The 20230-nt window shown below is 72.4% G+C and carries 22 protein-coding genes and 1 pseudogene; 13 read left to right on the top strand and 10 right to left on the bottom strand.

The annotated features are described in order from the left end of the window. From DZA62_RS33165 to DZA62_RS33180, 4 genes are all read right to left on the bottom strand, one after another. The coding region (locus DZA62_RS33165) for a DUF881 domain-containing protein (RefSeq protein WP_116953259.1) at window positions 1–755 on the bottom strand (755 nt) is incomplete at its 3' end. Then, window positions 748–1080, bottom strand: a complete 333-nt coding sequence (locus tag DZA62_RS33170) for a small basic family protein (protein ID WP_046770129.1) — start codon at window positions 1078–1080, stop codon at window positions 748–750. The genes DZA62_RS33170 and DZA62_RS33165, both read right to left, overlap by 8 nt. Then, window positions 1077–1937 (bottom strand): DUF881 domain-containing protein, encoded by an 861-nt coding sequence (locus DZA62_RS33175; protein ID WP_157988063.1) that lies wholly within the window; start codon window positions 1935–1937, stop codon window positions 1077–1079. The genes DZA62_RS33170 and DZA62_RS33175 overlap by 4 nt, the downstream gene beginning before the upstream one ends. Before the next feature lie 56 nt (window positions 1938–1993). Next, the gene (locus tag DZA62_RS33180; protein WP_116953261.1) at window positions 1994–2596 is read right to left on the bottom strand and encodes a CDP-alcohol phosphatidyltransferase family protein; all 603 of its coding nucleotides are present in this window, start codon (window positions 2594–2596) and stop codon (window positions 1994–1996) included. Window positions 2597–2825: 229 nt separating this feature from the next. On the opposite strand from DZA62_RS33180, the gene DZA62_RS33185 reads away from it, so the two are divergent. The 6 genes from DZA62_RS33185 to DZA62_RS33210 all read left to right on the top strand — a co-directional run bounded on the left by DZA62_RS33185 (window position 2826) and on the right by DZA62_RS33210 (window position 9186). Next, window positions 2826–3290: a MarR family winged helix-turn-helix transcriptional regulator gene (locus tag DZA62_RS33185; RefSeq protein WP_116953262.1), complete on the top strand. Its 465-nt coding sequence runs from the start codon at window positions 2826–2828 to the stop codon at window positions 3288–3290. Beyond that, window positions 3287–4846 (top strand): DHA2 family efflux MFS transporter permease subunit, encoded by a 1560-nt coding sequence (locus DZA62_RS33190; protein WP_116953263.1) that lies wholly within the window; start codon window positions 3287–3289, stop codon window positions 4844–4846. The genes DZA62_RS33185 and DZA62_RS33190 overlap by 4 nt, the downstream gene beginning before the upstream one ends. Before the next feature lie 188 nt (window positions 4847–5034). Next, on the top strand, window positions 5035–5457 hold the full coding sequence (locus DZA62_RS33195) for a VOC family protein (protein WP_116953264.1): 423 nt from the start codon (window positions 5035–5037) through the stop codon (window positions 5455–5457). A 161-nt stretch (window positions 5458–5618) separates the two neighbouring features. Next, a complete protein-coding gene (locus DZA62_RS33200; RefSeq protein WP_116953265.1) occupies window positions 5619–6029 on the top strand; it encodes a hypothetical protein in 411 nt (136 codons plus the stop codon). 73 nt (window positions 6030–6102) lie between these two features. Further along, entirely contained in the window at window positions 6103–7581 is a 1479-nt protein-coding gene (locus DZA62_RS33205; RefSeq protein WP_116953266.1) for a glutamate--cysteine ligase, read from the top strand. A gap of 111 nt (window positions 7582–7692) precedes the next feature. Next, on the top strand, window positions 7693–9186 hold the full coding sequence (locus tag DZA62_RS33210; RefSeq protein ID WP_116953267.1) for a CehA/McbA family metallohydrolase domain-containing protein: 1494 nt from the start codon (window positions 7693–7695) through the stop codon (window positions 9184–9186). Window positions 9187–9212: 26 nt separating this feature from the next. Here DZA62_RS33210 and DZA62_RS33215 read toward each other — a convergent pair whose 3' ends face one another. Next, on the bottom strand, window positions 9213–10109 hold the full coding sequence (locus tag DZA62_RS33215; protein ID WP_116953268.1) for a M56 family metallopeptidase: 897 nt from the start codon (window positions 10107–10109) through the stop codon (window positions 9213–9215). Then, the gene (locus DZA62_RS33220) at window positions 10106–10486 is read right to left on the bottom strand and encodes a BlaI/MecI/CopY family transcriptional regulator (protein ID WP_116953269.1); all 381 of its coding nucleotides are present in this window, start codon (window positions 10484–10486) and stop codon (window positions 10106–10108) included. Before DZA62_RS33220 ends, DZA62_RS33215 begins: the two co-directional genes overlap by 4 nt. A 92-nt stretch (window positions 10487–10578) precedes the next feature. On the opposite strand from DZA62_RS33220, the gene DZA62_RS33225 reads away from it, so the two are divergent. Beyond that, the gene (locus tag DZA62_RS33225) at window positions 10579–12402 is read left to right on the top strand and encodes an ABC transporter ATP-binding protein (protein ID WP_116953270.1); all 1824 of its coding nucleotides are present in this window, start codon (window positions 10579–10581) and stop codon (window positions 12400–12402) included. After that, window positions 12402–14225, top strand: coding sequence for an ABC transporter ATP-binding protein (locus DZA62_RS33230; RefSeq protein ID WP_116953271.1), 1824 nt, complete (start codon window positions 12402–12404; stop codon window positions 14223–14225). Before DZA62_RS33225 ends, DZA62_RS33230 begins: the two co-directional genes overlap by 1 nt. Here the strand turns inward: DZA62_RS33230 and DZA62_RS37365 are convergent. Further along, window positions 14218–14349 (bottom strand): annotated as a pseudogene (locus tag DZA62_RS37365) (uridine kinase); the annotation flags it as partial. The gene DZA62_RS33230 and the pseudogene DZA62_RS37365 sit on opposite strands and share 8 nt — an antisense overlap. Before the next feature lie 64 nt (window positions 14350–14413). Between DZA62_RS37365 and DZA62_RS33240 the strand changes: the two are divergent. Together DZA62_RS33240 and DZA62_RS33245 are read left to right on the top strand one after the other, a co-directional pair. Further along, complete coding sequence (locus DZA62_RS33240) at window positions 14414–15256, top strand: SDR family NAD(P)-dependent oxidoreductase (protein ID WP_116953272.1); 843 nt, start codon at window positions 14414–14416, stop codon at window positions 15254–15256. 15 nt (window positions 15257–15271) lie between these two features. Then, on the top strand, window positions 15272–15823 hold the full coding sequence (locus DZA62_RS33245; RefSeq protein WP_116953273.1) for a nucleosidase: 552 nt from the start codon (window positions 15272–15274) through the stop codon (window positions 15821–15823). Between the two features lie 10 nt (window positions 15824–15833). On the opposite strand, the gene DZA62_RS33250 is transcribed toward DZA62_RS33245, so the two are convergent. Beyond that, the gene (locus DZA62_RS33250; protein ID WP_116953274.1) at window positions 15834–16682 is read right to left on the bottom strand and encodes an SMP-30/gluconolactonase/LRE family protein; all 849 of its coding nucleotides are present in this window, start codon (window positions 16680–16682) and stop codon (window positions 15834–15836) included. Between the two features lie 108 nt (window positions 16683–16790). On the opposite strand from DZA62_RS33250, the gene DZA62_RS33255 reads away from it, so the two are divergent. Then, window positions 16791–17441, top strand: coding sequence for a PIG-L deacetylase family protein (locus DZA62_RS33255; protein ID WP_116953275.1), 651 nt, complete (start codon window positions 16791–16793; stop codon window positions 17439–17441). Window positions 17442–17445: 4 nt separating this feature from the next. On the opposite strand, the gene DZA62_RS33260 is transcribed toward DZA62_RS33255, so the two are convergent. Both DZA62_RS33260 and DZA62_RS33265 read right to left on the bottom strand, forming a co-directional pair. Then, window positions 17446–18336, bottom strand: coding sequence for an alpha/beta hydrolase fold domain-containing protein (locus DZA62_RS33260; protein WP_232827671.1), 891 nt, complete (start codon window positions 18334–18336; stop codon window positions 17446–17448). Between the two features lie 5 nt (window positions 18337–18341). Next, window positions 18342–19193 carry a helix-turn-helix domain-containing protein gene (locus DZA62_RS33265; RefSeq protein ID WP_198664473.1) on the bottom strand — a complete coding sequence of 284 codons (852 nt, stop codon included), beginning with the start codon at window positions 19191–19193 and terminating at the stop codon, window positions 18342–18344. A gap of 190 nt (window positions 19194–19383) precedes the next feature. Here DZA62_RS33265 and DZA62_RS33270 point away from each other — a divergent pair, with 190 nt between their 5' ends. Both DZA62_RS33270 and DZA62_RS33275 read left to right on the top strand, forming a co-directional pair. Then, window positions 19384–19791 carry a nuclear transport factor 2 family protein gene (locus tag DZA62_RS33270; protein ID WP_116953278.1) on the top strand — a complete coding sequence of 136 codons (408 nt, stop codon included), beginning with the start codon at window positions 19384–19386 and terminating at the stop codon, window positions 19789–19791. Further along, on the top strand, window positions 19791–20219 hold the full coding sequence (locus tag DZA62_RS33275) for a hypothetical protein (RefSeq protein ID WP_116953279.1): 429 nt from the start codon (window positions 19791–19793) through the stop codon (window positions 20217–20219). Before DZA62_RS33270 ends, DZA62_RS33275 begins: the two co-directional genes overlap by 1 nt. Window positions 20220–20230: the final 11 nt, after the last annotated feature.

The raw sequence follows: 20230 nt of genomic DNA on the forward strand, positions 1-20230 counted from the left end.
TCGGCGCCGGCCACCCGCAGCTCGTTGACGGCGCGGAGCATGGTGTAGGCGTTGACCTGGTGGTCGGGGTCGCTGATGGTCATGATGATGCCCGGGCCGGTGGCCGGAATGGTGCCGGCCAGCACGCCGGTGGTACGGGCCCGCTGCTCGGCCTGCTCGAGCGCGGCGGCCTCGGTGTCGGCGCCGCTGACGAGGTCGCGGCGGTCGGACTCGAGCTCGCCGACGTGGTCGTCGAGGCGGTCGGCCTGACGGCGCAGGCCGTCGAGGATCTGCACGAGGTCGTCGCGCCGGGCGTTGGCCAGCGCGTCGTCGTCGTCGGAGCGCACCTGCAGGACGGCACCGAACCCGAGCAGCGCGACCAGCAGGGCCACCAGCACCTGGCCGACGTCGGGCCGCTGCCGGACGGCGTTCCAGAGCCGCTTGGTGCCCGACGGCGCGGCCGGCGTGAACCGTCCGCCGCCCGGGACGAACGGCTGCGGCGCCGCCGCGGGCTCCCCGGCGGCCACGGGCTCGTCGCGCCCGTCCGGCGCCGTGGGCCGGGGCTCACCGCGCTCGCCCACCTCCGGCTCCACCGGAGCCGCGTCGGCGGCCTCCGCGGGCTCGGACGGCGCCTCAGGCGCCTCAGGCGCCTCAGGCGGCGTCTCAGGTGGCTCCTGAGGGTCGTGACGGTGGTGCGCGTGCCGCGGCGCGCCGCCCGGCGCGGCCGGGGACGTGACGCCGTCGGCGCCGGAGGGGTCGGTGGTGGAGTCAGGCATGGAAGATGTGCCGCCTGATCGTCGCGACGTTGGTGAAGATGCGGATGCCCAGCACGACGATCACCGCCGTCGACAGCTGCGAGCCGACGCCGAGCTGGTCGCCGAGGAACACGATGAACGCGGCGATCAGCACGTTGGCGATGAACGACACCACGAACACCTTGTCGTTGAAGATGCCCTCGATGACCGCCCGGATGCCGCCGAACACCGCGTCGAGCGCGGCGACGATGGCGATGGGCAGGTACGGCTGCAACTCCAGCGGCACGGAGACGTCGAAGTAGAGGCCGGCCAGGATGCCGACCAGGAGCCCGGCGAGTGGGATCACGGAGCGCCCTCCCCCGGGATCGCGATGGTCAGGGGCGTGTTGCCGGCCGGCAGCGTCAGCGACTCGTCGGAGTCGACGTCGTACCGGATGCCGCTCTTGGAGGCGACCTCGCGCAGCCACACCCCACCGCTGCCGTCACCGAAGTCGCGCGCCAGCGAGCGCGGGTCGCCGATGGCGGAGACCTCGTACGGCGCGTTCATGGGCCGGTAGTTGATCTGGATGACGTCCTGTGCGGAGCGGATGGCGGTGAGCGGGGTGATGCGCTGGCCGTTGATGGCGACGGCCTCGGCACCGGCGGCCCAGAGTCCGTTGACCACCTGGCGCAGGTCGAGGTCGAGGACGCGATCGGTACCGTTCTCGGCGCTCTGCTCTTCGGCGTTGTCGACCGTGACCACCACCCCTGGTCCCGTCACGGCGATCGCGCCCGTTGTCGCCTGCAAGCTCTCGACTTCCTCCCGCGTCTGCTGCCCGGCCGCGGAGTTCTGCAGGAGGTCGCTCTCCAGCCGCCCGATCTCGGACTCCAGGGAGCTGACCTCGTCCTGGAGCCTGCTGACGCGCGCGTCCTCGTTGTGGATCTGCTCGATGAGCCCCTGCCGCTCCGAAGAGACAACACTAGCGGTGTTGCGGACCTGCAACACCGACATGGTCAGCAACAGCCCGAGCGCGACCAGCCCGATCGCCAGCGCGGGCGACCGCCAGGTGCGCTTCGACGTCGGCCGTTCGCCCGCGGCCCGGCTGCGCGCCGCGGCCTCTTCGTAGCCGGGGTCGAGCGGCTTGGCGAACAGGTCGTTGAGCAGCGACATCGACTCGTCCGGCCGCCGCAGCGGACGGACGCGGGAAGCCTGCCCTGTCACCACGGTCCTATGCTCGCACGCACGTCACGGCGTTCCGTACCGACATCCGCGTCGAGCACTCAGGAATTCCGGCCCGCGGCCAGGGCGGTGGCGAGCACCTTGCGGGTCTGCTCGGTGTAGAGGACCGCCGCCCACCAGTACAGCGCCACGCCCCAGATGACGAACGCCCAGCCGAACACCCGGGCCAGCATGGGGATGGTGCCGTCGCCGTCGCCCCACAGCAGCAGCGGGAACGCGTAGAGCAGGCAGGCCGTGGCGGACTTGCCGAGGAAGTGGACGGGCAGGCCGGTGATGCCGCGGCGGGCGCGCAGCAGCGCGACGATGCCGGCCATGTACACGTCGCGGGCGACCAGCAGGACCGCGAACCAGAGCGGGATGATGTCGCGCAGCGTCAACGCGACGATGGTGGTGAGGATGTAGAGCCGGTCGGCGAGCGGGTCGAGCAGCTGCCCGACCCGGCTGATCTGGTTCCAGCGGCGCGCCAGATAGCCGTCGAGGTAGTCGGTGAACCCCGAGACCGCGAGCAGGATGATCGCGAGGGTGTCGGCCTCTTCGACCAGCACCAGCCAGAGGAACACCGGCACACCCAGCAGCCGCAGGAACGACAGGATGTTCGGAATCGTGAACACCCGGTCGGTCTGCACCGCCGTTTCCTGCGCCATCGCGGCCCGCCCCTCCCCCGTACGTCGTGTTGCCGCCCCCAGCGTACGCGTCACGATCCGGCGGGGTCGTACGTCTTGGTGGTGTGGCGACCAGGAGACCGGGACGGAAAATGCGATGCGCGACCACCTGTTCCGCGGTCATGCTTGCGGGCGTGGACGGGGACCGGGGGCAGCACGGGCGTGATCACTCTCACACCCGCAATGGTTGCACGTGCGTTAGCATTCTCGGGTGCCCGACTCCGAGCTCGAGCTCGTCACCGCCCTGGAGGCGTTCCTCCGTCAGCTGTCGTGCACCAAGGCAGACTCCGACCTGCGGTCCATGGTCGAGCTGGATCTCTCCATCTCGCAGTTCCGCTGCCTCATCCTGCTCCGCCAGCACACGGAGGCGCTGCCCATCAACGAGCTGGCCGACCGGCTCGACCTCACCCTGGCCACCGCCGGGCGCAACGTCGACCGCCTGGTCGCGCACGGCCTGGTCGAACGGCGTGAGGACCCGCAGGACCGCCGCGTCCGGCTGGTCTCGCTGTCCGACGCCGGCCGGACGATCATGACCGAGATCGACGAGGCCCGGCACAACGCCGTACGGACCTTCGCCCGGTCCCTGGACCCGACGGACCGGGATCGGCTGACCGCCGCGCTCGCTCCGATCGTCGAACCATCCGCACCATCTCGCCTGGAGGAACAACTCTCATGAGTGCACCGGCCGGACCCCCCGACACCGGGTCCGACGACAAGCTCGATCGCGGCGTCCTGAAGGTCGCCGGGGTGGTGGTGCTCGGCGCCATCATGTCGATCCTCGACATCACGGTCGTCAGCGTCGCGCTGCCGACCTTCCAGTCCGAGTTCAACGCCTCCGTCGCCACCGTCGCGTGGACGATGACGGCGTACACGCTGGCGCTGGCCGCGGTCATCCCGATCACCGGCTGGGCGGCGGACCGCTTCGGCACCAAGCGGCTCTACCTGACGTCGCTCGTGCTGTTCGTGCTGGGCTCGGTGCTGTGCGCCTTCGCCTGGGACATCGGCCCGCTCATCGGCGCCCGCGTGCTGCAGGGTCTCGGCGGCGGCATGCTGATGCCGCTGGGCATGACGATCATGACCCGCGCCGCCGGTCCGGATCGCATCGGCCGCGTCATGGCCGTCCTGGGCATCCCGATGCTGCTCGGCCCCATCGGCGGCCCGATCCTGGGCGGCTGGCTCATCGACGTCGCGTCCTGGCACTGGATCTTCCTGATCAACCTGCCGCTCGGCATCGTCGCCTTCATCGCCGCGTTCCGCGTGCTGCCGAAGGACCAGCCGCAGCCGTCGGAGAGCTTCGACTTCGTCGGCATGGCGCTGCTCTCGCCCGGCCTGGCGCTGTTCCTCTACGGCGTCTCGTCCATCCCGGAGCACGGCACCGTGCGGGCCACCGAGGTGCTGGCGCCGGCCATCATCGGCCTGGTCCTCGTGGCCGCGTTCGTCTTCCACGCGCTGCGCAAGGACCACCCGCTGATCGACCTGCACCTGTTCCTCAACCGGCACCTCACCATCGCCGTCGTCACGATGTCGCTGTTCATCGTCGCGTTCATGGGTGCCGGGCTGCTGTTCCCGAGCTACTTCCTGCAGGTCCGCGGCGAGAGCACGCTCATGGCCGGCGTACTGCTGGCCCCGCAGGGCATCGGCGCCATGGTCACCATGCCGATCGCCGGCCGGCTCACCGACAAGACCGGCCCCGGCAAGCTGGTGCTCGGCGGCATCGTGCTCATCGCCATCGGTATGGGGACGTTCACCCAGCTCGAGGCCGACACGTCGTACGCGCTGCTGCTGGGCTCGCTGTTCGTCATGGGCCTCGGCATGGGCATGACGATGATGCCGATCATGAGCGCGGCGCTGGCCAGCCTCACCCACGGCGAGGTGGCCCGCGGGTCGACGCTGATGAACATCGTCCAGCAGACCGGCGGCTCCATCGGTACCGCCGTCATGTCGGTCATCCTGACCAACCACATCCTCAACAACCAGGCCGCCACGGCGTATTACGGCGCCGTGCAGGCCGGCGCCACCGACCAACTGCCGCCGGACCTCCTCCAGGCCGGCCAGAACGCACTGGCCGAGGCGTTCGGCAACACCTACCTGGTGGCGATCGTGCTCGTGGTGCTCTGCATCATCCCGGCGCTCTTCCTGCCGCGGTCGAAGCAGGAGCTGCGCACCGACCCCCGCGAGGAGGGTGAAGGCGAGGACGACGCCAGCCAGGCGCCGCCGGTCGTCCTGCACTGACCGGTCCCGCCCCTTCTCACGCCCGGCCCATGATCATCAATGATCCGACCCCTTATGGGTGGTTGGATCATTGATGATCATGGAAGGCCGGAGTCGCCGGCCGCTCCCCTGCGCGACGCGGGTCTAGTGTCGAACTCGGGACGGGTCCCGTCCGGGGGCCCGGACGTTCTCCGACGAGGAGGTCGGTCATGAGCACGCGCCTCAACCCCTACATCGGGTTCCGCGACAACGCCCGGCAGGCGATGGAGTTCTACCAGTCGGTCTTCGGCGGAGATCTCCAGCTCAGCACGTTCGCCGACTTCGGCGCCAGCGAGGACCCGGCCGAGGCGGGCAAGATCATGCACGGCCAGCTGGAGGCCGAGAACGGCCTGGTCCTGATGGCCGCCGACACCCCGAACGAGATGGAGTACACGCCCGGCGGCAGCGTCTCGATCTCACTCAGCGGCGACGACGAGCCCACGCTGCGCGGCTACTGGGAGCAGCTGTCCGGCGGCGGCACCGTGACCGTCCCGTTGGAGAAGGCGCCCTGGGGCGACGCCTTCGGCATGTGCGTCGACCAGTTCGGCGTCGCCTGGCTGGTCAACATCACCGGCGAGCCGCCGCCGGGGTAGGCGGCTCCGCCCGATAGGCCTCGGCCAGGCGCCGCGGCCGAGCCCGAACGCGGTCGTCATCGGCTGACACGGTCATGCACGGCCGGCCCATGCGATCCGCACGGCCGGGAGGTGACAGCGTGCATCTACGACCGTGCGCCGTACGGGCCGAGGCTGCGGGTATGACAGTCGCACACGCCACCCACCACCACGGACGACGCGCGTTCGTCCGTCACTACCTCGAGATGCTGGCGGCCATGGTCGCCGGGATGATGGCCGGTCCGCTGCTGCGTTCAGCCGCCGGGCTGGAGCCGTCCGCCGGCGCGGGCGCCGTGCTGATGGCCGTCGACATGTCGGTCGCGATGGTCGTCTGGATGCGGATCCGCGGCCACGGCTGGCCGGCGTCGCTGGAGATGGCCGCCGTCATGGTCGCGCCGGTCGCCGTTCTGGCGCCGTTGCACTGGCTGGGCCTCTTCGGCGCGGACGTCCTGCTGATCGCCGAGCACGTCGTCATGCTGCCGCTCATGTGGCTGGCGATGCTGCGCCGGCCCGCCGAGTACGGCCGCTGGTCGCAGGACCGGCCGACTTCGTGATCGCCGCCCGGATGGTGCTCCATCTCCAGGCATCCTGGGGTAAGACTTGTGCTGACGAGCCGCTGGAGGTCACATGGGCGAGGACGTCGGCCGGCAGGAGTTCACCCGGGCGGACCGCACGAAGTACCGCGCCAAGGTCCACCGGTGTCTCGACGCCTTCGAGCGCATGCTCCGCGAGTCGCAGTTCGAGTTCGACCGGCCGCTGACCGGGCTGGAGATCGAGCTGAACCTCGTCGACGACCAGTACGACCCGGCCATGCGCAACGCCGAGGCGCTGGCGGCCATCGCCGACCCCGCCTTCCAGACCGAGCTGGGCCAGTGGAACCTGGAGATCAACCTCGCCCCTCGCGAGCTCGACGGCCCCGGCGTGACGGAGTTCGAGGAGGACGTCCGCGCCAGCCTCAACGCCGCCGAGCAGAAGGCCGGCGCCATCGGCACGCACCTGACCATGATCGGGACCCTGCCGACGCTGCGGCTGGACCACCTGACCGGACACGCACTGTCGGTGAACCCGCGCTACGAGCTGCTCAACGAGCAGATCCTGGCCGCCCGCGGCGAGGACCTGCACCTGGCCATCGACGGCGCCGAACGGCTGCGGGTCTCGTGCGACACCATCGTCCCGGAGGCGGCCTGCACCAGCACCCAGTTCCACCTGCAGGTCAGTCCCGAGCAGTTCCCCGCCGTCTGGAACGCCGCCCAGGCGATCGCCGGCGTGCAGATCGCCGTCGGCGCGAACTCGCCGTTCCTGCTCGGCAAGCAGCTGTGGGCCGAGACCCGCATCGCGCTGTTCGAGCAGGCCACCGACACCCGCAGCGAGGAGCTCAAGGCGCAGGGCGTGCGGCCGCGGGTGTGGTTCGGCGAACGGTGGATCACCTCGATCTTCGACCTGTTCGAGGAGAACGTGCGCTACTTCCCCGCGCTGCTGCCGATCGTCGTCGACGAGGACCCGATCGCGGTGCTGGACCATGGCGACACCCCGGAGCTGACCGAGCTGCGGCTGCACAACGGCACCGTCTACCGCTGGAACCGGCCGGTGTACGACGTGGTCCGCGACCGCGCGCACCTGCGGGTCGAGAACCGCGTGCTGCCGGCCGGGCCGACGGTCGCCGACACGCTCGCGAACGGCGCGTTCTACTACGGCCTGGTGCGGAAGCTGTCCGAGGAGGACCGGCCGGTGTGGACGCAGATGTCGTTCAGCGCCGCGGAGGAGAACTTCCACGCCTGCGCCCGTGAGGGCCTCGACGCCCAGGTGTACTGGCCGGGGCTGGGGCACGTCCCGGTCGCCGAGCTGGTGCTGCGGCGGCTGCTCCCACTGGCCTACGACGGCCTGCGTTCGTGGGGTGTCGGCATCAAGGAGCAGGAGCGGCTGCTCGGCATCGTCGAGCGGCGCTGCGCCGAGCACCGCAACGGCGCCGACTGGCAGGTCGCCGCGTTCCACCGCCGGTTCGACCGCACCTCCGCCGAGCGCCACGACGCGCTGCGCGGCATGCTGCGCTCGTACATCGAGCACATGCACAGCAACGAGCCGGTCCACACCTGGCCCGTCGACTGAGCCTTCGCCGCACCGCGCGCCGTCGTTCCCGGATCGTTCATCGCCCATTCAATGCCCCACTCAAAACTATGCGGGTTAGTACTGCCGTCATGAGTAGAGAGAGGGCATCCCATGGGCGAGCGGGTCGAGGGACCGGACCAGGGTCTGTCGCGGCGCCAGCTGGTGAGGTACGCGGGCGTCGGGGCGACGCTCGCAGCGGCGACCACCGTGGCCGGAGGCGCCACCTCCTGGGCCACCGAGGACGACCGGCGGGGCCGGTCGCCGAGCGCGCCGCGCGGTCGCGCCTGGCGGGCCGGCGATCACCACATCCACTCCGAGTACAGCGGTGAGTTCGACACGTCCGTCAGCCCGCCGGTCTTCCACAAGGGCGCCGACGCGGTCTATCCGATCGTCACCAACGCGATCATGGCCAAGAACTTCGGCCTGACCTGGGCGATGTGCACCGACCACGGCGGGCCGGCGCACTCGAAGGTCAACCTGGAGCAGGCCTACCCCGACCTGCTGCTGTCGCGCCGCCTCGTCCCGGACGTGCTGCAGTTCTGGGGCATGGAGTTCGACGCGCCGGCGCTGGACCACCACACACTGATGATCCCCCGTCACGACGACGAGGCCCGGATGCTGTACGAGCTGGAGAGCCGGTTCGCCAAGAACGACCCGTTCCCGCCCGCGCCGGACGGCAACACCGAGGCGAAGATGGTCGAGTTCCTCAGGGCGGCCAAGGACCTGAACCCGAAGCCGCTGGTCATCGCGCACCACGCGGCCCGCTCGGCGACCGGTCTCGGCGTCTGGGGCCAGGACACTCCGCACGAGTTCCGCAACGGCAACGACGCCGCCCCCGACGTCTACGTCGGCTTCGAGGGCGCGCCCGGTCACCAGGCCGGCCCGCTCAACGGCGGCGCCCGCGGCGGCTACGGCAACTACCCGACCCACGGCGGCTACGACCAGATGACCGCGCGGGTCGGCGGCCTGTGGGACTCGCTGCTCGGCGAGGGCCGCAAGTGGTGGATCACCGCGACGTCGGACTCGCACGTGCACCACACCCGCGGCGGCTCGGACTTCTGGCCCGGCGAGTACAGCAAGACGTACGTGCACGCGAGGCAGGACTACGCCGACATCATGGAAGGCATCCGCGCGGGCCGGATCTTCGTCACGACCGGCGACCTGATCACGTCCCTCGACCTGTCGGCCACCAGCCGGCGCAAGAAGGTCACCGTCGGCGAGACCCTCACCCTGGATCGGCGCGGTCGCAACGACGTCGAGATCGAGATCCGCTTCCGGCCGCTGGACGGCAGGAACGCCCACGGCGACCGCCCCGAGGTCAGCCGCGTCGACCTCATCATCGGTGCGGTCACCGGCCCGGTCGGCGACCTCGACGCCGCCACGAACCCCACCACGCAGGTCATCGGCCGCTACGGCCCCGGCGACTGGCAGCGCCAGGGCGACGAGTACGTCATCCGGCACACCGTCCGCGACGCTCAGGCCAGCTTCTACGCCAGGGTCCGCGGTACCGGCACGGACGAGCTGGAGCCCGAGGCCGACGGCCTGGAGAGCCCGTGGGACGACCTCTGGTTCTACTCGAACCCGGTGTTCGTCCGCATCCGCTGACGGCGCCGGCACCATGAGCGACGGGCTCACCCCACGGCACGGACCACGGCCGCCGCCACCACGCCGAGCGGGACGGCCGCCAGCACGCCCAGCCCGGCCAGCCCGAGCACCATCGGCCCACGTCTCCCCGGGCCGGCGTGTCCGAGCAGTCGCTCCACCCGCACCGCGACATCCGTCGCCGCAGCGCCCAGCCCCACGACCGGCCGCGCCGACCCGGCCAGCTTCACCAGCGCCGACGCCGTCGTGAACGGCGACGTACGGCGAGCCGCGGCGTCGTCGGCGTGCATCTCCGCCAGCACGCGCAGCGCCCGAGAAACCACTCGAGCGGCCGGGAGCCACGGCGCCGCCGCGGCGAACGTCCCCGCGACGGTGAGCAGCCGGTCGTGCCGGGCCCGCAGGTGCGCCCGTTCGTGCTCGAGCACCGCATCCAGCTCGGGCCGGCTGAGCAGGTCGCGGGCGGCGGTCGTCAGGACGACGGCGCCCGGCCGGCCCGGTACGGCGTAGGCGGCGGGCTGGACGGCGTCGACGACCAGCACGCCGGTGTGCGCGGCCGGCCGGGCCACCAGCGCGACCGACCGCAGGTGCGAGCGCCGCGCCAGCCCCGCCCGGCGCACCGTCACCCCGACCGCGACGACGCCGGCCAGCACGACCGCCGCCTCGGCGGCCGCGATGACGCCGTCGAGCGCGGGCCCGCCGACGTGATCGTCGCCGGCTCCGTCCAGCCCGCCGGGACCGGCCGGCAGCAGGTGCAGCGCCATCGACAGCCCCGCGGCCAGCAGCGCGCCCGCCGTCGCCGGGAAGAGCAGCAGCCAGGCCGCGATCCCGGCGCGCGGGAACCGGTAGGTCCACCGGGCGGCCAGCAGCGGACGCGGCAGCAGCCACAGCCCGGTCAGCCCGAGCGCCGCCACCGCGCACGCCGTCACGACGTCGCGTCCGGCCGGTCCCGATGCCGCTCCAGCGCCTCCACCAGCCGCCGGACGTCGGCGTCGTCGAGGCGGTCGGCGAACCGGATCAGGACCGCCGCCGGATCCGGGCTGTCCGAGAGCGCCGACTCGACGAGGTCGGCGGCGAACTCCTCGCGCGACGTGCGCGGCCGGTAGACGTGCGCCCGGCCGGCCAGTTCGCGGGCCAGCACGTCCTTGCGGAACAGGTTGTCCATGACGGTCAGCACGGTGGTGTAGGCGACCGGCCGCGACGGCGTCAGGATCTCGGCCACCTGACGCACCGTCAGCGGCCCCGGCGACGTCCACATGACGTCCATGACGGCCGCCTCCAGCGACCCCAGCCGGCTCCTCGCCATCGCCGTCCCTCCCCCGGTCCAGGACCGAAGCATAGAACCCCCGGTTTAACCGGATGAGGTCTGTCGGTGCCACGTGTTAGAACTTCCGCACCATGACTACCACCGCGACACGCACCGAGTTCACCGTCGCCGGCCGGCCGCAGTACGACCGGCGCGGCCCGGTGCGCTGGATCGTGTCGCATCAGCTGCGCAACCCGTGGCACCTGGCCGGCTTCCTCATCGGCTCGGTCACCATGGTGGTGCTCAACTCCATGGTGCCGGGACTGGTCGGCCGCGCCTTCGACGCCGTCCTCGACGAGTCCGCCGACCGCCGGGCCGAACTCACCACCGTGGTGGTGATCCTGCTCGTCGTGGTCATCGGACGGTCGGTGCTCGACTTCGTGGCCCGGCTGTGCACCGAGGTGCTGGCCAAACGCATCGAGCGCGACGCACGCGACGAGCTCTACGTCAGCCTGCTCGGCAAGAGCCAGACGTTCCACAACCGGCAGCGGGTCGGCGACCTCATGGCCCGCGGCGCGGGCGACGTCCGGCAGCTCGGCACCATGTTCAGCCCGGGCGTCGACCTGCTGGTCGACTCCCTCACCCAAGGCATCGTCCCGATCGTGTTCATCGCGTTCCTCGACCCCCGCCTGCTCGTGGCGCCGCTGATCTTCGCCGTCGCGTTCGTGTGGTCGATCCGCCGGTTCACGCGGCGGCTGTCGCCGGTGTCGGCCCGGCTGCGCGAGCACTACGGCACGCTGAACGCCGGGCTGAACGAGACCATCCGCGGCATCGAGGTGGTCAAGGCGACCGGCCAGGAGCGGCAGGAGCTGGGCAAGTTCAGCCGCAACGCCGGCCGCTACCGCGACGCCTACGTCGAGCAGGGCCTCATCCAGGCGCGGTACCTGCCGACACTGCTGCTGGCCATCGCCACGGCCGGCGGTCTGCTGCACGGGCTGTGGCTGCTCGACGCCGGCGAGCTGAGCGTCGGCGGGCTGATCACCTACATCGGGCTGCTCGGCCTGCTCGGCTTCCCGGCGTTCATCTCGATCTTCTCGTTCTCGCTGGTGCAGAACGGCATCGCCAGCGCGAACCGGCTGCTCGCGCTCATGCGCGAAGAGACCGAGCTCGACCACAACGAGGCCGGCCACGCCGCGCCCATGCGCGGTGTCATCGAGTTCCAGGACGTCACGTTCGGCTACGGCGGGCAGCCGGTGCTCGAGCACCTGTCGTTCCGCATCGAGCCGGGCCAGACGGTCGCCATCGTCGGCGAGACCGGCGCCGGCAAGACCACGCTCACCAAGCTGGTCAACCGCATCTACGACACCGGCTCCGGGCGCGTCCTGGTCGACGGCGTCGACGTGCGCGACTGGAACCTCGACTCCCTGCGCTCGCAGATCTCCACCATCGAGCAGGACATCGTCCTGTTCAGCCGGCCGGTGCACGAGAACATCGCGTTCAGCCTCGGTCAGCAGGCGCACCGCGACGACGTCGTCCGCGCGGCGAAGGACGCCCAGGCGCACGAGTTCGTCACGGCGCTCGACGACGGCTACGACACCGTCATCGGCGAGCGCGGCGTCACCCTCTCCGGCGGGCAGCGGCAGCGGCTGGCCATCGCGCGGGCACTGCTCACCGACCCCGCGATCCTCGTGCTCGACGACTCCACCAGCGCCATCGACAGCGCGACGGAGGACGAGATCCAGCGGGCCATCCAGCGCGTCCTCGAAGGCCGCACCACGTTGCTCATCACGCACCGGCTGTCGCAGATCCGGTGGGCCGACAAGGTCCTGCTGCTGCAGCGCGGCCGGCTGGTCGACGAGGGCTCGCACGACGAGCTGCTCGGCCGCTGCGCGCTCTACCGGCGCATCTTCGCCCACCACGAATCCAGTCCGGCTGCGGGCTCGGCCGACCCCGACGACGTGGAGGTGAGCGGCTGATGGCCTTCATCATGAACGGCCTCGACGCCGAGGCCTACGACCGCACCTACGACGACCGCGAGCTGCTGCGCCGCATCCTGCGCTACTTCCGGTCCAAGGCGCGGGTCATGGGGTTCATCGCCACGGCCATCGTGCTGCAGTCGCTCATGCAGGCGGCATTTCCCATCCTGGTCAGCGAGGGTCTCGACCGCGTCGTCGACGACCGCACCACGGGGCTGGTGGTCGCGCTGGTGTCGGCGGTGCTGGTCACCGGCGTGCTGGGCTGGGTGTTCAACTTCGTGCAGCGCTGGTACACCGCGAAGGTGGTCGGCGACGTCGTGCTCGACCTGCGCGAGGACGCCTTCGACGCCGTCCTCGACCGCGACATGTCCTTCTACGACGAGCACTCCTCCGGCAAGGTGGTCAGCCGGGTCACCTCCGACACCGAGGACTTCGCCACCGTCGTCACGCTGACGCTGAACCTCGTCAGCCAGGTGCTGCTGGTCGGCCTCATCACGGTGCTGCTGTTCACCCGCAACCTCGGCCTGGCGCTGCTGGTCATGGCGGTCGTACCGGTCATCGTCGCCATGGCGCTGGGGTTCCGGCGCATCGCCCGCGAGACGACGCGGCACCAGCAGCGGTCGCTCGCGAAGGTCAACGCGACGCTGCAGGAGACCATGGCCGGCATCTCCGTCGCGAAGAACTTCCGCCAGGAGCAGACCATCTACGGCGAGTTCCAGCCCATCAACGGGCAGAACTACCGGGTCACGCTCAAACAGGGCTTCGTGTTCGGGGCGATCTTCCCCGCGCTGTTCGCGGTGGCCGGGCTGGCGACGGTCCTGCTGGTGCACGTCGGCGGCGGGCGGGTCCTCGACGGCGGCATCTCGGCCGGCGACTGGTATCTGTTCCTGCAGAGCGTCGCGCTGTTCTGGCTGCCGCTGACGTCCATCGCGTCGTTCTGGTCGCAGTTCCAGCAGGGCCTCTCCGCGTCCGAGCGGGTGTTCGCGCTGATCGACGCCGAGCCGCTGGTCGTGCAGCGCGACCCCGCTCCGGTCGGGCGGCTGGCCGGGCGCATCGAGTTCCGCGACGTCACGTTCGGCTACACCCCGCAGCACGCCGTCCTCACCGCGTTCGACCTCACCATCGAGGCCGGCGAGACCGTCGCGCTGGTCGGTCACACCGGCGCGGGCAAGTCGACCATCGGCCGGCTGCTGGTGCGGTTCTACGAGTTCCAGGACGGGCAGATCCTCATCGACGGCACCGACATCCGCACCGTCGAACTGACCGGCTACCGCCACCAGCTGGGAGTCGTGCCGCAGTCGCCGTTCCTGTTCTCCGGCACCGTGGCCGACAACATCCGCTACCCGCGGCCCGGAGCCTCCGACCACGACGTCCGCACGGCGGCCGAGTCGGTGGCCGGCGGCGACTGGCTCGACGCGTTGCCCGACGGCCTCGCGACCGAGGTGGGCGAGCACGGGTCGGCGCTGTCCATGGGCCAGCGCCAGCTGGTCGCGCTGGCGCGGCTGCTGCTGCAGGACCCCGCCATCGTCATCCTCGACGAGGCCACCGCCAGCGTCGACCCACTCACCGAGGCGCAGATCTCCGAGGGCCTCGACGTCGCGCTGGCCGGGCGCACGTCCATCGTCATCGCGCACCGGCTGTCCACCATCGAGCACGCCGACCGCATCATCGTCATGCGCGACGGCGGCATCGTCGAGGAGGGCACGCACGACTCCCTGCTGCGGGCCGGCGGCGCCTACTGCGACGTCTACAACACCTACTTCCGGCACCAGTCCCCCGACTACCGGCCGGGCACCGGCTTCGTCGGCGTCGAGGTCAGCTGAGCAGCAGCGCCGGGTGCCGCGGGTCGTCGGCGCGGACCACGAGGTCGGCGACGGCCTCCGGACCGGTCTCGGCGGCGTAGCGCTCGCAGGCCTCCAGCGTCCAGGCCTCCGCCGGCGGCACCCGGCCATGCCGTCACTGTCCGGCCCGTGTCCTACTGTGACCTCACCAAGAGCGGAGGGGCGGGCGCATGCGGCTCACGGGATCCACCATCGTGCTCACCGGCGCGACGTCCGGCATCGGTCGGGCGACGGCGCTCGAGCTGGCCGCCACGCGGCCGCGGCGGCTGGTGGTGCACGGCCCGCAGCCGCCCGCCGAGGTGGCCGGGCTGGTCGACGAGCTGTCCGCCACGCTCGGGCGGGCCGGCGACGTCGTGTACCTGCCGGCCGACTACGGCGTTCTCGACGAGGTCGCGGCGCTGGCGGCCGCGGTGCGGGCGGCCTGCCCCGACGGCGTCGACCTGCTGATCAACAACGCGGCCCGCCCCGGCCCGCGCACACGCACGCTGACCGGCGACGGCCACGAGGCCACGTGGCAGACCAACTACCTCGCGCCGGTCGCGCTCACCACACTGCTGCTCGACGCCATCGGCGCCGGCCGCGCGGGGCGCATCGTCAACGTCGCGTCGGCCACGCACTTCTCCGCCGAGCTCGGGCTCGACGACCTCGAGCTGGCCGGGCCGCGCTACTCCCCCGCGTCGGCGTACGCGCGCTCCAAGCTGGCGCTGGTGACGTGGAGCTGCCGGCTCGCCGGGCACCGGCCGCGGCCGACCGTCGACGTCGTCAGCATGCACCCCGGCGTCATCGCGACGGACCTGCTGCACGCCATGTTCTCCGTCGGCGGCGACACCCCGCAGCACGCGGCCGGCAACCTGCTCGCCGTCGCCCGGGGCGAGCGCGACAACGGCACCTACTACGACGAACGGCGTCCGGCCACGCCCAACCCCATCGCGCTCGACTCCGTCGCCCAGGAGCTGCTCGACCAGCTCACCCGGCCGGCGCTGGCACCGGTGCTGCCGGCCGCCACCGCCTGAGCGTAGGTTCGGCGGGTGACCAGCTACCTCATCGTCAGCGCCACCGAGGCCGAGGCCCGCTACGTCCCCGCGGGGCTGCCCGTCGTCGTCACCGGCATCGGCAAGACAGCGGCCGCGACGGCGACCACCCAGGCGCTGGCCGGACGGGCGCCGGGCGAGCTCGTCGTCGTCAACATCGGCACGGCAGGCGCGCTGCGTCCAGGGCTGAGCGGACTGTTCACCCCCGGCCGGGTGCTCAACCACGACCTCGACGCCGAACTGATCCGCGCGCTCGGGTTCGACCCGGAGGAGCTGATCGAGCTGCCCGGCGGCGACGACGTCACGCTCGCGACCGGCGACAGGTTCGTCGCCGACCCGGCGTTGCGCGACGAGCTGGCGCGCCGGGCCGACCTCGTCGACATGGAGGGCTACGCCGTGGCGTACGCGTGCCGGCGGCTGGGTGTGCCGGTGCGGCTGGTCAAGCACATCTCCGACGCCGCCGACGAGTCGGCGATGGACTGGCCGTCGGTGGTCGACGCCAGCGCCCGGGTGCTCGGCGCGTGGCTGGAGGCCGAGCTGGCCGGCTGAGCGCCGCCGGTCAGCCGCCGAACTCCAGCACGGGCAGGCCGCGGACGCCGGGCTCACGGATCGCGAACAGCGCGCCGTCGCCCGGCCCGGCGTCGTCGAGGCCCAGCCGCGACGTCGTCACGATCAGCTCGTCGAGACCGGCGCCGATGAACGCGACCGCGGTGGCCCGCTGGACCGGCAGGTCGACGACGGCGTCCAGCCGGCCGTCGGCGTCGTAGCGGCGCACCTCGCCGGTCCAGTACGTCGCGACCCAGACACCGCCCTCGACGTCGACGGCGAGACCGTCCGGCCCACCCGGCACGTCGGCCCACGGGCGCCGTCCGGTCAGCCCGTCGTCCGCGGACCAGTCGAACGCATCGATGCGGCCGGTGTCGGTGTCGACGTAGTACGCGCGGGTGCCGTCCGGCGACCAGCCGAGGCCGTTGGAGATCGTCACGTTCCCGACCGCCGTGGTCACGGCGCCGGACGGGTCGATGCGGTGCAGCGCGCCGGCGCCGGGCGTCTCGTCGTAGGCCATCGAGCCCAGGTAGAACGCGCCGTCGGGGGCGCAGCCGCCCTCGTTCGAGCGGATGCCCGGGTCGGTCCACAGCTCCGGCCCGCTGGTCAGGTCCGCGTCGAGAGCGTCGCCGGCCACGACCGCGACCGCCCGCTCCGTCGCGACCAGCCAGCCCGCACCCCGTCGGGGCCGGATGATCGCCGCGACCGTGCCGACGCCGCGGCGGGCGACCTCGCCGGACGGGCTCAGCTCGAGCACGTCGCCGGCCAGCATGTCGACCCAGCGCGGCCCCGCCCAGCGGTCCGAGTGGACCGGGCCCTCGCCGTGCTCGCACACCGCTGCCGTCAGCTGCTCTGCCTTCATCGGCTCTCCTCCGTCGATACCCGGCCATGGACTGCCTTGGGACGATAGTCCTTTGATCAGGGTCTTTACGGCCCTACGGTGATGAATCAGGCGGATTCATCCTGAGGCATGAGCAAGTACGTGAGGCCGGTGCCGGCCGTCCGCACCCTCGTGGTGGTGTGCGCGCATCCCTACGACGCGACGTTCGCGCTGGGCGGCGTCATCGCCGCTTTCGCCGGCGCCGGGACGTCCGTCCACATCGTGTGCCTGACGCACGGCCGCAACCTCGACCCGCGGCCACGACGGCGCCTGGACCGGGCCCGCGACCTCGGTCGCGCCACCCGCCACCTCGGCGCCGACGACGTGACGCTGCTCGACCACGCTCCGGGGACTCTGGCGCTGACCAGCCTGGACGCACTGGCGGAGGAGATCCTCACCATCCGTCCCGCCGCCGACGCCATGCTCACCGTCGACGCCACCACCGATGACGCGCACCCGGACCATGTGCGTGCCATGCGGGCCGCCTATCGCGCGGCGGTGAAGCAGGGCAGCACGCTCTACGCGTGGACCCTGCGGCCCGGTCAGGCCTTCCGCGGCCACCAGGTTCTCGTCGTCGACGTGGACCGGGAGCGGCAGCGCGCGGCCACCGCCTGCCACACCGGCCTCGCCGCCGACGACCCACTGCGCCGCCGCTGGCAGCGGCTGCAGGACCGCACCGAGCGACTCGTCGTCCTGCGCACGGAGCGCACCGCCGCTCCGGTCTTCGCCCGCAACGCCTGAGCGCTCAGCCCGGCGCCGTCACCCGGGCGGCGCCGAGATCGAGCGCCGGCGTGGCGCCGAGCAGGACGTCCTCGACACCGACGTAGCCGTGCACCATCCCGGCCGCGACGTGCAGCCGGACGTCCACACCCGCACCGGCGAGGACGTCACGGACGAGTTCGCCCTGGGGCCGGACCGGATCGCACTCGGCGGCGAGCACGGTGGTCGGCGGCGACGACGGGCCGAGCAGGCCGAGCGGATCGCCCGCGGCGTCGGCGCCGCCGGCGTAGAGGCTCCGGCCCCAGGCGAGCTCGGCGCGCGAGAGCAGCACGCCGTCGTACACCGGATCGAACCAGCGGTCGAGGTCAGAGCTGACGATCGGGCACAGCAGCAGCTGATGCGCCACCGGGACGCCCGCCGCCCGCAGTGCGGCCGCGGCCGCCACCGCCAGTCCGGCGCCGACGGAGTCGCCGCACAGCACCAGCTCACGGGTGCCGGGCCGGCCGGCCGCCCAGGTGGCGACGTCGACGACGTCGTCCACCGCGGCCGGAGCGGGGTGCTCCGGAGCCAGCCGGTAGCCGGCGGCGACGACGGGCAGGCCGCTGGCGTTCGCCACCGCACGGCAGACGCGGTCGTGGGAGTCGAGGCTGCCACGGACCCAGCTGCCGCCGTGCGCGAACACGATCGCCCGCCGGGCGGCCCCGCCCGGGTGATCGGGGACGTAGCGGCGCACGGCCAGCGGGACCGCGTCGCGTGCCTCGATGCGGACGGTCGAGACCGCCGCCACCGGAAGGGGCGGGAACGCCGCGTAGGCGCCGTCGAGCAGCCGCCGCGCCTCGGCCAGCGGCATCCGGTGCGGCTCGGCCTGCCCGGCCTCGGCCATCGCCGCCACCACGGCGGCGGCCGCCGGGTGCATCCGGCTCACGAGGCCCTCGCGGGCGCCGTCAGGGCCTGGAGCCGTCGTTCGGACTCCGAACCGCGGGCCACGACGTAGGTGCCGAGGATCCAGTCGTCGTGATCGGGCAGCCGCATGGACTGGTGCACCAGGTCGAGGTCGCCGGCGACCGGGTGGCGGAACGCGGTCTGCGCCGGGCTGCGGTCGCGCAGCACGTGGGCGGCCCAGCGCTCGGCGAACACGGGACTGACGTCGACGAGCTCGGCCACCAGCCGCTCCAGCGCGGCGTCGTCGGGATAGCGGGCGCGATGCGCGCGGAGCACGCCGACGACGTCGTCGACCTTGTGCTCCCAGTGGCCGAGCGCCTGCCGCAGGTCGGGGTCGAGCAGGACGATGCGGGCCCAGTTGGGCCGCGTCTCGGCGTGGTCCGGCGCGTCGGGCGCGGCGTAGGGCGCGAACAGCAGCCGGCACGGCTCGGTCCAGGCGAGAACGTCGAGCCTGCGGCCCAGCAGGGCGGTGGGCACATGGCCGAGCTGGCCGAGCAGCACCCGCAGCGGGTGGCCCACCACCTCGTCGCCGGGATCTCCCGTGACCGCCGTCAGCGGCGACGACAGCCGCAGCAGGTGCTCGCGGTCGGCGGTGTCGAGCCGGAGCGCACGGGCCACGGCGTGCAGCACCTCCGGCGACACCGCCTGCGCCTGGCCCTGCTCGATGCGCGTGTAGTACGACGGGCTGACGCCGGCCAGCTGGGCGACCTCCTCGCGTCGCAACCCGCGCACCCGGCGGGTGCCGTAGGACACGACGCCCGCCTCGTCCGGGTCGAGCTGCTCGCGCCGGGCGCGCAGGAACGCTCCGACCTGGGTGTCGCGCTGCGTCATCGGCGCCTCCCTCGTCCGTCCGCGGTGCCGTGCAGGCGAGCCTAGCCCGCCCGGAAGCGGCCACGACGGCTCGTGCCTGACCCTGTCAGGGATAGCCGGACTGGAGTGTGGTTGCCCGGTCCCGGCTCGCCCAGGGTGGAGACCAGACAGCCGCCGAGACAGTCCGGCGGACGGACGGAAGGACACCCACATGACCCTCACGACCTCGGCACCGGAGGCGCCGGCCGTCACGGCGACGGTCGACGCCTACCTCGCCGCCTGGACCGAGCCCGTCGCCGATCGCCGGCGCACGCTGATCGAGCGGTGCTGGAGCCCGGCCGGCGCGGTCGTCGACCCGCCGCTCGACGGCCACGGTCACGACGGCATCGACGCACTCATGCAGACGCTGCAGCAGCACTACCCCGGCACGCGCTTCGTCCGCACGACGGAGGTCGACGTCCACCACGACGCCTTCCGGGTCGGCTGGGAGCTCCGTGGCGCCGACGGTTCCGTCGTCCTCGCCGGCACCGACTACGCCACGCTGGACGCCGACGGCCGGATCACGCGGCTCACCGGGTTCTTCGGCGCTCTGGCGCCGCTGCCGGGCGGGGTCGCGTGATGGCCGCCGCGACACAGGCCGGCCGGCGGCCGCTGCCCGCCATCGCCGACCGGCGCCGGCTCTGGTTCGGCCTCGACGCCGTGGTGACCGCGGCCAACGGCGCCGGCTACCTCGCGCTGGCCGGCCTGCTCGACGGCGTCCTCGGCGCCGGTGTCCCTGCCCTGCGCGCGGCCGGGGCGTTCCTGCTCGGATTCGGCCTGCTGGTCGGCGGATACGCGCTGCGGCGAAGCACGGGCACCCGGGCCGGGTGGGTCCTGGTGACGGTCAACGCAGCCTGGGTCGTCGCCTCGCTGGTGGTCGCGGCGGCCGGGCCGGGCGACCTGACCACGGCCGGCCGGGTGTGGATCGTGCTGCAGGCGCTGGTCGTGGGCGGCCTGGCCGTCCTGCAGGCCGGCACGCTGCGGACCGGGCCCCAGCGGCGCTGGTGACACCGGGTCCC

This window comes from Jiangella endophytica (assembly GCF_003427025.1).
Taxonomy (GTDB): Bacteria; Actinomycetota; Actinomycetes; order Jiangellales; family Jiangellaceae; genus Jiangella; species Jiangella endophytica.